Below are 13959 nucleotides of genomic sequence, written 5' to 3'. Positions count from 1 at the left end.
AAAAGAGTCAACAAAGTGTCAACTCTTCTTGTTTCAAACAGCTTCTGATAAAAATTCAATCTCAACAGTTCTAGTTAAAATATCTGAATAACTATAAGAAACCCGCTCGAATGAATTCTCATTTGGATCCAAATCTACAACAAAAACTGAAGGATAAGTTTCTGTCAAAACGCCGCGACGTTCAGTTTGACGCTTACGTCCAGTCTGAGCAACTAGCATAATCTCACTACCGATACGGCCTTCTAAATCTTTCTTGATCGTAGCTAAAGTTGTTGGCATCGCATTCACCTCGAGCATCATCATACCACGAAAAGCAGAAAATTTCAAGTTTACCATAAAATAATTCTACTTTCAATAAGATTTTTGTTAAACACCCTTGATAAGCGCTATCAACTTTGTCCGACCGCGACTGAAAGCGCTTTTTATTTTTTCATAAGGCAGCTTTTCTTGAGCGGCAATCTGATCAAGTTCTAATCCTTTTAAATAATTCATTATAACCATTCGTTCTAAAGACGATAAACTTTTCGGATACTCTGCCAACGATTCATTAACGAACAAGTAGGTCTCTGCAGTTTCCGCACAGCGATTATGATCGGTCAAAAACCGATTGCCTTCTTGTAAAAGCTTTTCTTCCAGCGAGCAGGCATCGACTTGGGCTTTGCGTTTTTGGGCATGTTGCGCCCGCAACAGGCTGCAGATACGGTTCTCAAAGGAACGCTTAAACAAGATACCGATGGTCGTTCCTTTGTCCTTATCGTAAGTCTTTAGACACTTATTAAAAACGATCCTGCCTTCTTGCAGCCAATCGTCTAAGTCATAATCCCGCAGATAATATTTTTTATGCAAAATCTCAACGATCGGTCGATATTTTCTGAACAACTCTTCAAATCTATCTGAACGGTGCGATACTTGTCTTTCCTTTGTGCGCATCGAGATCACTCCTTTTGTTTTTGGTTCATTTGCTACAAAAGGAGCGTATCATAAATGGCTGGGACATCTTCTAATTTACCAGACCAACTTTGTCCCTAACTAAGGTCTTGCAATTTCTTTTCAAGTTCGGCTAATTGTTCAGGTGACCAAGGGGAATTGCGTCGGAAATTTTCAAACCGCAAGTCGGTTTGATGCTCGTGGATGTCTTTTTCCGTTTTTTCCACGCTTTTGTACAATTCCCGTGCCGAAGTTCGCAAAGCACCTTGAGAGAAGATCACCCACTGTTCGGCTAAATCGCTGGTAGCGACGGTGACTTGGGTCAATCGATTGTTTAATTCACCAGCGATTCGTTCGATGTAGCTGTCGGCGGTCTCTCCTTCTTCGGTAAAAATAACTTCCAGCTGATATTTGGTGTAACTTTGGGTCACACCAGGCACCAGTTGGGCATCAAAAACAACGATGATTTTCAACCCTTCATATTTTGCATAATTCGACAGCCGATTCAGTAAGGCTTCTCGGGCATCTTCTAAACGGTCCTGATTTTTCAAAAGAACCAGCTCCGGCCAAGCGCCAATCATATTGTAGCCATCCACGATCAGCAAAGGGGTTTTCATTGGGACGCCCCATTTCGGCTAGTAAAGGCCTGATACATCAACAATCCTGCCGCCACACTGGCATTTAAGCTCTGCACGTGCCCGGTCATTGGGATCGTCAGCATTTGATCCACTTCTTTTTTCAAACCTTCCCCCATGCCGCGACCTTCGTTGCCGATGATCAAACCGACCGCCCCTTTGGCATTCCATGTGCGGTAATCACTGCCACTCATATCAGTACCGAAGATCCAAAAACCAGCTTTTTTCAGCTGCTGGACTGCTTGGGTCAAGTTGGTCACGCGGGCCACAGGGATATGTTCCACTGCGCCGGTCGACGTTTTCACCACGATCGGCGTGATCCCCACCGCACGGTGTTTTGGAATGATGATCCCGTCTACGCCGCTGGCATCAGCGGTTCGCATGATGGAGCCGAAATTATGGGGATCTTCTAGATTATCTAAAATCAGATACAGCGGCTGTTCTTTCGTTTGGGCCAACAATTCATCCAAGGTCAAATACTGATAAGGGGTGATCGCCAAGATCATGCCTTGATGGACCCCTTGGTCACTCATCGTATCCAGCTTTTGTTTTGGCACCCATTTGACTGGAACTGCCTGTTCCCGCGCCATTTCTTTCAAACGATCGATTTTTTCTCCCCGTGCTTCTTCGGAAAGAAACAGCTTGTTGCCTCGCCCTTCTTTCAAGGCTTCAGCAACCGCATGATAGCCGAAGACAAAATTATCTTCGATGGCTTCTCCAGCGGCTTCTTTGCGGCGATCCGGTCTATTTTCTTGTCTGGCTTCTGATCGGCCAGCTGTTTTTTTATTTGGACGCTTTCTTTGCGGTTTTTCTCGCATCTTCTTCTCCTACTTTCTTTATACACCAGTCTATTAGCTCGTCTAAGCGTTCTTTTTGCTGCGTGAGGTGCAAATACCCGATCAGCGATTCAAAGCCAGTAGCGATACGATACGTCGTGACATCGGCATTTTTGGCGCCCGTATGGCTTTTACTATTGCGGCCGCGGCGGTAAAAATTATGTTCTTCTTCGGACAGGATCTCTTCATCCAACATCTTTTGGATCAATGCCGCTTGGGCTTTGGCCGACACATAGTGGGTCGCCATATGGTGCAGTTGGTTCGGGCGGGTTTGGCCTTGGGCGACTAAATAATCGCGAATATAGACTTCATAGACCGCATCCCCCACATAGGCCAATGCCAAACCATTCAATTGTTTATAATCTCTCATGCTTCTCGTCTCCATCGGGTTCCTTGCGGGGTATCTTCTAAGATGATCCCTTGTTCTTTCAACTCATCACGGATTTGGTCGCTGCGGGCAAAATCTTTGGCTTTGCGGGCGGCGATCCGTTCATTGATCAGCTGTTCGATTTCTTCATCCAGCAATTCTTCGGATACAAAATAAATCCCGAAAATCGTCAGCCATTCGCTGAATTTGGCTAATCCAGCCGCTAATAAAGCCAAATCTGTTTCTGGGTCTTCGCTAGCTAAGTTCAGCCACTTCGCCAATTCATAGACCACAGTGATCCCGTTAGCCGCGTTGAAATCGTCGTCCATTTCTTTGACGAAACGTTCTTCAAATTTTTCCAGAACCGCTGCATGGACTTCCTCATCGCTGGCTTGATAATGACTGCTATTCAAGCGGAATTTGGCATTTTCATAGGTCGTCCGCAATTTTTGCAGGTTGGTTTGTGCTTCATGCAAGGTAGTCTCACTGTATTTGATTGGTCGGCGATATTGGGTCGTTGCCAAAAAGAAACGCAGCACCTGCGGATCAACTTTTTTGACCATCTCATGCACCGTGACGAAGTTGCCCAGTGACTTACTCATTTTTTCTTCGTCTTCACCGATCGTCACATAGCCGTTATGCATCCAATAGTTGGCAAAGGTCTTGCCAGTTTTCGCCTCGCTTTGGGCGATCTCATTTTCATGATGCGGGAAGGTCAAGTCTTGTCCGCCTCCATGAATATCGATGGTCTCGCCTAGGTGTTTGGTCGCCATCACCGAGCATTCGATATGCCAGCCAGGACGACCGGCTCCCCAAGGAGATTCCCAAGCGATCTCATCGCCTTTTGCCGCTTTCCACAAAGCAAAATCCAACGGATCTTCCTTGATTTTTTGTTCTTCACCGGTCCGCTGGCTTGCGCCGACTTCCAGCTCATCGATGGATTGGTCGCTTAATTGCCCATAGTGAGCAAATTTGCGGGTACGGTAATAAACATCGCCATTGACTGGATAGGCATAGCCTTTTTCTACAAGAGCAGCAATAAAGGCAATGATGTCTTCGATATGATCCATCACACGAGGATTCATCGTAGCAGGTTTGACGTTCAGCGCTGCGGTATCTTCATTGAAGGCGTTGATAAAACGCTCTGCCACTTCTGGGGCCGTCGTGCCTAATTCTTTTGCCGCACGAATGATTTTATCATCGACATCGGTAAAATTCATCAAATAGTCCACTGTATAGCCGCGGTATTCAAAATAACGGCGTACGGTATCAAACGACACAGTACTGCGGCCATTCCCGATATGGATGTAGTTATAGACGGTGGGTCCGCAAACGTACATTTTTACTTTTTTTTCTTCTAATGGCTGAAACACTTCTTTTTCTCGTGTCAGCGTATTATAGATTTTAATCATCGTGGGTAACCTTCTTTCCTTTGATTCGAACGATCTTTGCTGGGATTCCGACAGCAGTTGCTTCTGCGGGGATATCCTTCAAAACCACTGCATTGGCGCCGATCTTTGCACGCTCACCGATCGTGACAGGGCCTAAGATCTGCGCATGGGCTGAGAGAAACGCACCGGTTTTGACCGTGGGATGACGCTTGCCCCGCTCTTTACCGGTTCCCCCTAAGGTGACCCCGTGAAACAAGACGACATCATCTTCAATGATCGCCGTTTCCCCGATCACGACGCCCATCCCATGATCGATAAAGACCCCTTGGCCGATCTGCGCACCAGGATGAATCTCGATCCCAGTCAAGAAACGCCAAAACTGGGCCGTCAGTTTTGCCAAAAAATACCAGCGATGCTGAAACAAAAAATGCGACCAACGATGCCAAAACAAGGCATGAAATCCTGGGTATGTGATGATGATCTCCAACGTTGATCGTACCGATGGATCATGTTTTTTTGTTGCCGCAATTGCTTTTTTGAACCAAGTCATCTTCTCACCTACTTTATCCAAACTTCTTGATACGAAAAAAGCGTCTTTCAAATAAGTTTCCTTATTCAAAAGACGCTTTTTTGCGTGGTCCCACTTTTGTTCGCAGTTCGGCACTGCCTTCAAGCGGGTAACGTCCGCTGCTTCGTCTTTGACTTGCGCCAAAGCCACTCCTAGGTGCATTTCCTAGCCTTTTTTGACCACTCTCACCTTCCGTGGTCTCTCTGAAAAAAATCGGCTAGTACTTCGTCTATTCGCTGTGTTTATAACACGTTATTCAAATGATCAAGGGCTTTTTCTTTCCCTAATAATTCAACGGTATCTGGTAGTTCTGGTCCGTGGGTTTGGCCTGAGACCGCCACGCGGATCGGCATGAATAAATTCTTGCCTTTGATGCCTGTTTCTTTTTGGATCTCTTTGATGGCTGCTTTGACTGCCGCAGCCTCAACGACTGGCATCGCCTGTAATTTTTCTTTAAAGGCTGTTAAAACCGTCGGTACAGTTTCTCCTGCTAAGACTTCTTTGGCTGCATCATCTAATTCAGGGTGTTCTTCGAAGAACAATTCCGAAAGGTCGACGATTTGTGCCGCAAAACTCATTTGCGGTTGATACAAGGAAACGATTTTTTTCAACCAGGCAGCTTTTTCTTCGGTCAATGTTTCTTCGATACGACCGGCTTTTACCAAGTAAGGGACGCACATTGCCGTCAATTCATCCAGATCCATTTGTTTCATGTATTGGTTATTGACCCATTCCAACTTCTTGGCATCGAAGGCAGCTGGTGATTTGCTCAACCGTTCAGGATCAAAGATTTTGATCAATTCTTCTTGAGAGAAGATTTCTTCTTCCCCTACTGGTGACCAGCCTAAAAGTGCAATGAAGTTGAACATAGCGTCTGGTAGATAACCCAACTCACGATATTGCTCGATGAATTGGAGAATCGATTCGTCCCGTTTGCTTAATTTTTTCCCGGTTTCGCTATTGATGATCAACGTCATATGCCCGAATTCTGGTGCTTGCCAGCCAAATGCTTCATAGATCATCAACTGTTTTGGTGTGTTGGCGATGTGGTCATCTCCACGCAGCACATGGGTGATTTTCATATGATGGTCATCGACTGCTACTGCAAAGTTGTAAGTCGGCATACCGTCACGTTTTTGGATGACAAAATCGCCACCGACATTATCTGATTCAAAAACGATCTCGCCTTTGACCATGTCGTGGAATTTGTATTCAGTATTGCGAGAGACACGGAAACGAATCACTGGTTTCAAGCCTTGTGCTTCTTTTTCGGCTTGCTCTTCTGGTGTTAAGTTGGCACATTTCCCTGCATAATGGGGCATTTCGCCACGAGCTCTTTGGCCTTCACGTTCGGCTTCCAATTCTTCTTCCGTACAATAACACTTATACGCACGATTGCTTGCAAGCAATTGATCGATCAGTGGTTGGTAGATATCGCCGCGTTCTGATTGACGATACGGACCGTATTCTCCTGGATTTTCAGGTGATTCGTCCCAATCCATTCCTAACCATTGCAAGTTTTCAAGCTGGCTTTTTTCACCATCTTCAATGTTTCTTTTTTGATCGGTGTCTTCGATTCGGATAATAAATTCACCGTCATTATGACGAGCAAACAAATAATTGAATAAAGCCGTCCGAGCATTCCCGATGTGTAAATGTCCTGTTGGACTTGGCGCGTAACGTACACGTACTTTTGTCATTGTTTTCCTCTTCCTTCATCTGATTTCCAAGCCAGCCAAGCTGCTTGGGGCTTATTGTTCAGTTTAGTGGGAAAGACCCGCGTAAAAAACAGAACCCTCAAGTTGAATTGTACAATCAATAACCCAATTAGTAAAGGCAGCTGGCATATTTTACGCCAGCTGCCTAGGATTATTTCTCTGATTTCGATCCTTCTTTGTTGTCGATGCCGCGACCAGAATGGGCTGGTTTGGCAAAAATCATCCGCCCAGCTGCCGTTTGCAAGGCGCTGGTGACGATCACTTCGATGTGTTCATTCATGTAATGCTGGCCATCTTCCACCACGACCATCGTCCCGTCATCTAGATAAGCGACCCCTTGCTGGCGCTCCGTGCCAGCTTTCACCACTAAGACGTGCATGCTTTCTCCTGGAATCACCACTGGTTTGACCGCATTGGCCAACGCATTGATATTCAAGACAGGCACATTTTGAAATTCAGAAACTTTGTTTAGATTGTAATCATTGGTCACGACGACACCATCCAGCATCTTCGCTAACTTGATCAGCTTGCTATCAACTTCGGAAATGTCTTCAAAATCGCCTTCATACATCTCAACTGCGATGCCTTCTTCTTTTTGCAAAGCATTCAAAATATCCAAGCCGCGGCGGCCCCGAACCCGTTTCAAACTATCGCCAGAATCTGCGATGTATTGCAATTCGTACAAGACAAAATTCGGGATCAGCAAGACGCCTTCTAAAAAGCCTGTTTTAGCAATGTCATAGATCCGACCATCAATGATCACGCTGGTATCCAAAATTTTGTATTTGTGGAAGTGGTCCGCGATCTTTCTTTCCAGCATCTGCTGTTCATCTTGCTCTTGGAGCTCTGCCTTTTTGTTTTTCGGGGCAAAGACTTTTTTCCATTCATCGATCCGTGTCGTCCCGATCTGAAAACCGAGATACCCTAACAGGACCATCACTAAGATTGGGGCGATCCCGTTGATAAAAGGAATATCCCAATTGTAAAAAGGAATCGACACGATCACACCGATCATCAGACCGATGATCGAACCAATTGCGCCAAACAAGAGATACGTTAAGCTCAATTCACTTAGTTTTTCTTCAATTTTGCGAATACCGGCTGCAATATATTTCGCTAATAGTAAAGATAATAAAAAGAAAATAAGGGCTCCAAGCAAACTATTAGTGATGTTATTATTCAGCCATTCATTTTGGGTTTGCCCAATGGCTTGCCATGCGATAGGCATCAGTGAGATCCCCAGACTTGCTCCGGCAAGTACCATTAGTGCGGTAATGACTCGTTTCTGCATACATGTTCCTCCATACTCCAGTAAGTTTCTTTTGTTCAAAAATCCGGCTCCTTCCGCCAGTCAACGGCTGTCGGTCGGTTGGTTCAAACGAATGAATCAGCAGCGTCAGGGCACGAGGAGAGGCGATTGCCCCTTGCTCTTGCATTGACTCCACTTTAACGGAAGACTTTCCGCAAGGTTTCGGCTAAGGTAGACACGCCTTCGACTTCGATGCCTTTGGGCGGCTGCCAGCCAGTCAGATTATTTTTCGGCAAATAAACTTTCGTAAAACCTAGTTTTTGCACCTCTTTGACCCGTTGCTCGATCGCGTTGACTCGGCGAATCTCACCCGTCAAGCCAATTTCACCGATAAAACACTCCGTCGGGCTGGTGCCTTTTTCTTTGTAGCTAGACGCGATACTAACAGCGATCGCTAGATCGATCGCAGGTTCATTTAATTTGACCCCGCCGGCTGCTTTTAAGTAGGCATCTTGATTTTGCAGCAGCAAGCCTGCCCGTTTTTCTAAAACCGCCATGATCAGTGAGACGCGGTTGAAGTCTAGCCCCGTCGTCGTGCGTTTGGCATTGCCGAACATCGTTGGCGTGACCAGTGCTTGGATCTCCACCAAGATTGGCCGACTGCCTTCCATTGCCACTACGATCGCCGATCCAGTTGCGCCTTCTAAGCGTTCTTCCAAAAAGACTTGTGACGGATTGGCGACTTCTTTCAACCCGCCTTCTTCCATTTCAAAAATCCCGATCTCATTGGTGGACCCAAAGCGGTTTTTGACGGCTCGCAAAATTCGAAAACTGTGGTGCTTTTCGCCTTCGAAATACAAGACGGTATCCACCATATGCTCCAACATCCGCGGTCCTGCGATCGAGCCTTCCTTCGTCACGTGGCCAACGATAAAGATGGCGATGCCATTGGTTTTGGCGATTTTCAGCAATTCTGCGGTCGTTTCTCGCACTTGGCTGACACTGCCTGCCACGCTGGTGATATCCGGTTGGGTCATGGTTTGGATCGAATCGATGATCACATAATCTGGGCGGATGTTTTCGATCGCTTTACTGATCTCTGACATGTCCGTTTCCCCATAGAGATAAAATTCTGTGTCGATGGCGCCTAAGCGCTGCGCCCGCATTTTGATTTGTTCGGCACTTTCTTCTCCTGACACATACAAGACCGTCCCGCCGATCGCTGCTAATTGCTGGGAAACTTGCAAGAGCAGCGTCGATTTTCCGATCCCTGGATCCCCACCGATCAAAATCAAGGAGCCTGGGACCACGCCGCCGCCTAAGACGCGATTCAACTCAGCGAGTTTCGTTTGGACTCGCGGTTCTTTTTTCGGTACGACATCGGCGATTTTCGTCGGCTGCATCTTTTGCCCCGTCAATGTCGTACGCACTCGACGATCGGCGGTTTCTTGGATCACTTCTTCCACCATTGAATTCCAGCTGCCGCAATTGGGGCATTTCCCTAAATATTTAGGGGAACTATACCCACAATTTTGACAGACAAATTGACTTTTTGCTTTTTTTGCCATTGATCTCCTCCACTACTTCTATCAAACAGACCCCCAGGCAGGATTTACTGATTCGAGGAGCCAAAGCCGCCGGTTCGGCTGGCAGTGGTTGTATCTTGATCAGCTTTTAAGAACGGCAAGAAAATTCCTTGGCCGATCCGTTCGCCTTTTTTAATGACGACATCTGTGGGGCCGAAATTGGTAAACTGAAACATGATATGCCCTTCATTATCTGGATTGTCATAGTAATCGCTGTCGATGACGCCGACACCATTCGTCAAGACTAAGAAACGTTTCAAAGGATTGCTGGAACGATTTGTCAGCTGCAAATACTCGTCTTCCCCCATATAGGCTTTGATCCCCGTGGGAATCAAGGTTGGCTTCAACTGTTTTGCGGTCTCTTTCGCAAAAAGCGCTTTGACCCCGTCGATCACGCCCGCTTTCCAAATGCTTGGCACCACGATTTCTTCCGCTGCTTCAAAGTCGTAACCAGCCGCATGATGGGTGGCACGTTGAGGCAAGGTGATGCTTTTTTCTTTATATGCTGTAATAATTTCAAATCCTCGTAATTTCATGGGTTCCTCCAATAATAAAACATATAGCTATTTTAGCATAGGAAGAACTATTTTCTTCATGGAAAACACAATTATCGAAAAGTCTTTACAATTTCTTCGTTTAAAAATAGACCAAAAAGAAAAAAGGACATGACGAAACGCCCGTTTGCGAGTACAATAGAAAAAATATCAAAAAATAGGCGGTGGCATATGCGCGCAGATCTTTCAAACAAAAACCGAATCGTTGTAAAAATCGGCACCAGCTCGTTGATTTATCCCAATGGTGCCATCAATCTAGCTGGCATCGATGAATTAGCCTTTGTCTTAGCAGCTTTGCAAAACCAAGGCAAAGAAATCATCTTAGTTTCTTCTGGTGCGATCGGTGTTGGCATGAACAAGTTGAATTTGAAAGAACGACCCGTGGAGATCCCGCAGCAGCAAGCCGTGGCCGCCGTTGGCCAATCGGAACTGATGACGATCTACAACCAGCGTTTTCAAAGCTATAGCCAGCAGACTGCACAGATCCTGCTGACCAGAGACATCATCGAATTTCCCCAAAGCCGTCAAAACGTTAGCAACACCTTAGAGCAATTACTTACGATGGGGATCATCCCGATCATTAATGAAAACGACACGGTAGCAGTGGATGAATTGGATCATCTCACCAAATTCGGCGACAATGACCAGCTGTCAGCGATCGTCGCTCAGTTGACGAAAGCCGAGCTTTTGATCATGCTTTCTGATATCGACGGCTTTTATTCCGCCAATCCGCTGAATGATCCTGAGGCCGTTTTGTATTCCGAGATCAATGAAATCACCCCAGAACTTTTAGAACAAGCTACGGGAAAAGGCAGTCCTTATGGAACCGGCGGTATGACCAGTAAACTAAAAGCCGCCCAACGTATCTTAGACTTGAACAGTCACATGCTGCTGGCTAACGGCAAGCAGCCGAAAATTATTTTTGACTTGCTCGCAGGGGAACCTGTCGGCACCCACTTTTATCAACGAACGGAGGATGAGCAATGAGCAACTTGCAAACGATCGGTCAACAAGCTCAAGCAAGCGCCCAGACATTAAGCTTACTGAGTGCCAGTGAAAAAAACCACCTACTGGCAGCGATGGCCGATGCTTTAGAAAAAGCTGCCGAGACGATTTTAGCTGCTAATCAACAAGATCTAGCCGCCGCAAAAGCCAAAGGAACCAGCCAGACGATGCTGGATCGACTGTTGCTGACAGAACAACGGATCACCGAGATGGCTAACGGCATCCGAGAAGTCGCCCAATTGCCCGACCCAATCGGTGCCGTGGATAAAATGTGGCGCAATGCTGACGATCTTTTGATTGGTCAACAACGAGTGCCTTTAGGGGTCATCGGCATCATCTACGAAGCCCGCCCTAATGTCACCACTGACGCAGCTAGTCTGTGTTTCAAATCAGGAAATGCCGTGATTTTGCGTGGTGGAAAGGAAGCCTTCCACTCCAATCAAGTCCTCGTGACTATTTTACAAGAGGCTTTAGCTGCCAATGGACACTCCCGCCATGCGATCCAGTTTATCGAAGACACGAGCCACGAAACAGCGGCTGAGCTGATGCGGCTGACAGATTACTTGGATGTTTTGATCCCTCGGGGAGGCGCCGGCTTGATTCGTCGTGTCAAAGAGACCGCCACGGTGCCAGTGATCGAAACCGGCACCGGCAACAATCATATCTACATCGACCAAGCAGCCCAGCTGCCGATGGCACTGGCGATCGTCACGAATGCAAAGACTCAACGCCCTTCTGTCTGCAATGCCATCGAAACGATCCTCGTCCATGAAGCAGTGGCAGCGGAGTTTTTGCCTATGGTAGAAAAGCAGTTTGCCGATCAAGTCGAATTGCGAGGGGATCAAAAAGCATTGGCGTTTTTGAACAATGCACAGCTTGCCACTGAAGAGGACTGGGCAACCGAGTTTTTAGACTATATCTTAGCGATCAAAGTGGTGGCTTCGCTAGAAGAAGCCATTGCTCACATCAATCGCTACAATACGAAGCACTCCGAAGCGATCATCACCGATGATTATTTCGCTTCCCAACGCTTCTTGAAAGAAGTTGATGCGGCGGCGGTTTACGTCAATGCCTCGACCCGTTTCACCGATGGCTTTATGTTTGGCTTTGGTGCCGAGATCGGCATCTCGACGCAAAAACTCCATGCCCGTGGGCCAATGGGGTTAGAAGCACTGACTTCTACCAAATACATTATTTATGGCGAAGGCCAGATCCGTAAGTAACGATACGAAAAAACAGCCACTTGCTGTCATGACTTCCAATAGTTAGACTAAAAAGCTAACTTTAAAAGGTCGGTACATGCGCAAGCGGCTTTTTTTCGTCCTCTTATGCTTGTGCAGCCCGCAGAACGAAGGAAATCGGTTCGATGCCAAACAATTCTGTCAGCACTCGATTGGTTGTGGCAAAGACGTCAGCTTCGCAACTCTTTTTCGGACAAGAAATCGTCTGTCCTTTGCTGGAAAACGTATCCTGACGGCTGCCCTCTACGAAAATTACTTCTTGCGTTCCTTTTTGATAGATCAATCCTTCGTCTTCTTCTAATAATAAGCGCGTCTGCCACTGATTGATCTGGGCAATTGGCATCACCAATGCAGCAGCATCCAAGTTTTCTAACGAAAAACTACGACCATCCGGCAGCTGCAGCGTGAAGGTATTGAGTTCATAAGGCAAACAGGCATTGCACCCTCCTTCTGTGATGACTTGGCTCGTGAGAATTTCTGCATTCATTCTTTTTGACTCCTTTCATGATTCATTCATGTTTAGTTTATCACAAACCTATGGCGCACGGCGGAGCAATTATTCCGTCTTAAGTTGGATGTGTTTCTTTTTCTTTCTTGTTATGCTAGGGATAAGAAAAAAAGTCTAGGAGGAGTCACAATGAATACAGAAAGTTTATTAGGAAGAATCGTTACTGTCGTGGCAGTTTTAATCGCAGCATCCCTTGTTTTATCCGTTGTATTAGGCATTATTGGTGGGTTGATCGGATTGGTCTTCCGTTTCGGGATTCCTTTGCTGCTAGCCGTTTTGATCGTTCGCTGGTTAACATCGATTCGCCAAAAGCCAAGAAAATATTATCGTTAATTACAAGTAAATCAAAAACACCTGACGTTTGGAAAGTCAGGTGTTTTTTTATCGATCAGCCTAATGCTACATCTAAAACCATCATTAAGATAAAGCCTAGCATGACGCCAAAGACCGCAAAATGGCGGCGACTAGACAAGGTTTGCTGCGCTTCTGGAATCAATTCTTCCACCACTACATAGATCATAGCACCCGCTGCAAAAGCCAACGCATACGGCAAGACAGCGGACATACTCGTTACTAGCAAAGCTCCGATCACACCGGCGATCGGTTCTACGATCCCTGACGCTTGCCCGTACATAAAGGCTTTGGTTCGGCTTAACCCTTCTTGGCGCAAGGGGATCGAAACGGCTGCGCCTTCTGGAAAATTTTGGATCCCGATCCCGATCGCTACCGAAAGCGCCGCTAAGATCGCTGCTCGCGGATCATCGGCACTAGCCGCCGCCCCAAACGCTACCCCTACCGCCAAGCCTTCTGGGATATTATGCAGCGTGATGGAAAAGACCAGCAAGATCGTTCGCTTCAAATGACTGGGCAAACCTTCTGTTTCATGATTCGGACCAAAATGCATATGCGGGAGCGTCTTATCTGCTGCATATAGAAACAAACCACCCAAACCAAACCCGATGCTGACCACAAGCCACGGAATGTCGCCATTTTCTTCGGCTCGTGCGATCGCAGGATCTAATAACGACCAGAAACTAGCAGCGATCATCACGCCAGAGGCAAACCCCAGCATCGTATTCAGGACATTTTTATTGATTTCTTTGAAGAAAAAGACTAGCGCTGCCCCAAGCGCCGTCATACCATACGTAAAGATCGTCCCCGCCAACGCTTGCTGCCATGGCGACAATCCAACCAACCAATCCACCATTCGTCTGCTCCTTTGTCTAACTATTCTACCAATACTCTAGCATAGGAAGCCGTCAGGTTCTACTAGGAAGGCAGCAGCAGCCAAAATTTTTCTTTCACCAGCCCTAAGCCTTTCCTGATGAAATCCTCGGCTTTACTTGAAAGTTTCAACATTCATCGCTATAATGC

Annotated in this window: 16 protein-coding genes and 1 other annotated feature; of the genes, 3 read left to right on the top strand and 13 right to left on the bottom strand. The window is 46.5% G+C overall.

Going from position 1 to position 13959, the window contains the following annotated elements:
• Positions 1–33: 33 nt before the first annotated feature.
• The 11 genes from IGI73_RS00155 to IGI73_RS00105 form a co-directional block, all read right to left on the bottom strand.
• Positions 34–279 (bottom strand): Veg family protein, encoded by a 246-nt coding sequence (locus tag IGI73_RS00155; protein WP_005226417.1) that lies wholly within the window; start codon positions 277–279, stop codon positions 34–36.
• A gap of 87 nt (positions 280–366) precedes the next feature.
• The gene (locus IGI73_RS00150; protein ID WP_015508689.1) at positions 367–930 is read right to left on the bottom strand and encodes a sigma-70 family RNA polymerase sigma factor; all 564 of its coding nucleotides are present in this window, start codon (positions 928–930) and stop codon (positions 367–369) included.
• Between the two features lie 95 nt (positions 931–1025).
• Positions 1026–1544: an NYN domain-containing protein gene (locus tag IGI73_RS00145; protein ID WP_010748486.1), complete on the bottom strand. Its 519-nt coding sequence runs from the start codon at positions 1542–1544 to the stop codon at positions 1026–1028.
• Positions 1541–2380: a 23S rRNA (guanosine(2251)-2'-O)-methyltransferase RlmB gene (rlmB, locus tag IGI73_RS00140; protein WP_081116706.1), complete on the bottom strand. Its 840-nt coding sequence runs from the start codon at positions 2378–2380 to the stop codon at positions 1541–1543. Before rlmB ends, IGI73_RS00145 begins: the two co-directional genes overlap by 4 nt.
• The gene (locus tag IGI73_RS00135) at positions 2346–2768 is read right to left on the bottom strand and encodes a Mini-ribonuclease 3 (RefSeq protein WP_428207043.1); all 423 of its coding nucleotides are present in this window, start codon (positions 2766–2768) and stop codon (positions 2346–2348) included. Before IGI73_RS00135 ends, rlmB begins: the two co-directional genes overlap by 35 nt.
• Positions 2765–4177, bottom strand: a complete 1413-nt coding sequence (cysS, locus tag IGI73_RS00130; protein WP_128488539.1) for a cysteine--tRNA ligase — start codon at positions 4175–4177, stop codon at positions 2765–2767. Before cysS ends, IGI73_RS00135 begins: the two co-directional genes overlap by 4 nt.
• Positions 4170–4706 (bottom strand): serine O-acetyltransferase EpsC, encoded by a 537-nt coding sequence (gene epsC, locus IGI73_RS00125; RefSeq protein WP_026008130.1) that lies wholly within the window; start codon positions 4704–4706, stop codon positions 4170–4172. The genes cysS and epsC overlap by 8 nt, the downstream gene beginning before the upstream one ends.
• Positions 4707–4771: 65 nt before the next feature.
• Positions 4772–4970: a binding site (T-box leader), on the bottom strand.
• Positions 4967–6424 (bottom strand): glutamate--tRNA ligase, encoded by a 1458-nt coding sequence (gltX, locus tag IGI73_RS00120; RefSeq protein ID WP_016608945.1) that lies wholly within the window; start codon positions 6422–6424, stop codon positions 4967–4969. It overlaps the preceding feature by 4 nt.
• Before the next feature lie 169 nt (positions 6425–6593).
• Entirely contained in the window at positions 6594–7733 is a 1140-nt protein-coding gene (locus tag IGI73_RS00115; protein ID WP_428207044.1) for a PIN/TRAM domain-containing protein, read from the bottom strand.
• Between the two features lie 155 nt (positions 7734–7888).
• Positions 7889–9259, bottom strand: coding sequence for a DNA repair protein RadA (radA, locus tag IGI73_RS00110; RefSeq protein WP_005226394.1), 1371 nt, complete (start codon positions 9257–9259; stop codon positions 7889–7891).
• A gap of 44 nt (positions 9260–9303) precedes the next feature.
• Positions 9304–9813, bottom strand: coding sequence for a hypothetical protein (locus IGI73_RS00105; RefSeq protein ID WP_010748479.1), 510 nt, complete (start codon positions 9811–9813; stop codon positions 9304–9306).
• 189 nt (positions 9814–10002) lie between these two features.
• On the opposite strand from IGI73_RS00105, the gene proB reads away from it, so the two are divergent.
• Positions 10003–10818, top strand: coding sequence for a glutamate 5-kinase (gene proB / locus IGI73_RS00100; protein ID WP_005226390.1), 816 nt, complete (start codon positions 10003–10005; stop codon positions 10816–10818).
• Positions 10815–12059 carry a glutamate-5-semialdehyde dehydrogenase gene (locus IGI73_RS00095; protein WP_005226389.1) on the top strand — a complete coding sequence of 415 codons (1245 nt, stop codon included), beginning with the start codon at positions 10815–10817 and terminating at the stop codon, positions 12057–12059. Before proB ends, IGI73_RS00095 begins: the two co-directional genes overlap by 4 nt.
• A 103-nt stretch (positions 12060–12162) precedes the next feature.
• On the opposite strand, the gene IGI73_RS00090 is transcribed toward IGI73_RS00095, so the two are convergent.
• A complete protein-coding gene (locus IGI73_RS00090; RefSeq protein ID WP_010748477.1) occupies positions 12163–12564 on the bottom strand; it encodes a DUF4809 family protein in 402 nt (133 codons plus the stop codon).
• A 150-nt stretch (positions 12565–12714) separates the two neighbouring features.
• On the opposite strand from IGI73_RS00090, the gene IGI73_RS00085 reads away from it, so the two are divergent.
• The gene (locus IGI73_RS00085; RefSeq protein WP_010748476.1) at positions 12715–12918 is read left to right on the top strand and encodes a hypothetical protein; all 204 of its coding nucleotides are present in this window, start codon (positions 12715–12717) and stop codon (positions 12916–12918) included.
• A 55-nt stretch (positions 12919–12973) separates the two neighbouring features.
• Here IGI73_RS00085 and IGI73_RS00080 read toward each other — a convergent pair whose 3' ends face one another.
• Complete coding sequence (locus IGI73_RS00080; protein ID WP_016608938.1) at positions 12974–13792, bottom strand: ZIP family metal transporter; 819 nt, start codon at positions 13790–13792, stop codon at positions 12974–12976.
• Between the last annotated feature and the right edge of the window lie 167 nt (positions 13793–13959).

It is taken from the genome of Enterococcus sp. DIV0755f (assembly GCF_051713725.1).
GTDB classification, from domain to species: Bacteria; Bacillota; Bacilli; order Lactobacillales; family Enterococcaceae; genus Enterococcus_D; species Enterococcus_D casseliflavus.
The sequence above is the reverse complement of the archived record's forward strand: the minus strand, read 5'-3'. Positions and strand labels throughout refer to the sequence as shown.

Excerpts from the sequence above, each read along its gene's own strand:
- gltX (WP_016608945.1), bottom strand. The coding sequence starts at position 6,424 with ATGACAAAAGTACGTGTACGTTACGCGCCAAGTCCAACAGGACATTTA.
- IGI73_RS00080 (WP_016608938.1), bottom strand. The coding sequence starts at position 13,792 with ATGGTGGATTGGTTGGTTGGATTGTCGCCATGGCAGCAAGCGTTGGCG.
- IGI73_RS00085 (WP_010748476.1), top strand. The coding sequence starts at position 12,715 with ATGAATACAGAAAGTTTATTAGGAAGAATCGTTACTGTCGTGGCAGTT.
- IGI73_RS00145 (WP_010748486.1), bottom strand. The coding sequence starts at position 1,544 with ATGAAAACCCCTTTGCTGATCGTGGATGGCTACAATATGATTGGCGCT.
- IGI73_RS00155 (WP_005226417.1), bottom strand. The coding sequence starts at position 279 with ATGCCAACAACTTTAGCTACGATCAAGAAAGATTTAGAAGGCCGTATC.
- radA (WP_005226394.1), bottom strand. The coding sequence starts at position 9,259 with ATGGCAAAAAAAGCAAAAAGTCAATTTGTCTGTCAAAATTGTGGGTAT.
- IGI73_RS00115 (WP_428207044.1), bottom strand. The coding sequence starts at position 7,733 with ATGCAGAAACGAGTCATTACCGCACTAATGGTACTTGCCGGAGCAAGT.
- IGI73_RS00135 (WP_428207043.1), bottom strand. The coding sequence starts at position 2,768 with ATGAGAGATTATAAACAATTGAATGGTTTGGCATTGGCCTATGTGGGG.
- IGI73_RS00095 (WP_005226389.1), top strand. The coding sequence starts at position 10,815 with ATGAGCAACTTGCAAACGATCGGTCAACAAGCTCAAGCAAGCGCCCAG.
- IGI73_RS00150 (WP_015508689.1), bottom strand. The coding sequence starts at position 930 with ATGCGCACAAAGGAAAGACAAGTATCGCACCGTTCAGATAGATTTGAA.
- rlmB (WP_081116706.1), bottom strand. The coding sequence starts at position 2,380 with ATGCGAGAAAAACCGCAAAGAAAGCGTCCAAATAAAAAAACAGCTGGC.
- IGI73_RS00090 (WP_010748477.1), bottom strand. The coding sequence starts at position 12,564 with ATGAATGCAGAAATTCTCACGAGCCAAGTCATCACAGAAGGAGGGTGC.
- proB (WP_005226390.1), top strand. The coding sequence starts at position 10,003 with ATGCGCGCAGATCTTTCAAACAAAAACCGAATCGTTGTAAAAATCGGC.
- IGI73_RS00105 (WP_010748479.1), bottom strand. The coding sequence starts at position 9,813 with ATGAAATTACGAGGATTTGAAATTATTACAGCATATAAAGAAAAAAGC.
- epsC (WP_026008130.1), bottom strand. The coding sequence starts at position 4,706 with ATGACTTGGTTCAAAAAAGCAATTGCGGCAACAAAAAAACATGATCCA.
- cysS (WP_128488539.1), bottom strand. The coding sequence starts at position 4,177 with ATGATTAAAATCTATAATACGCTGACACGAGAAAAAGAAGTGTTTCAG.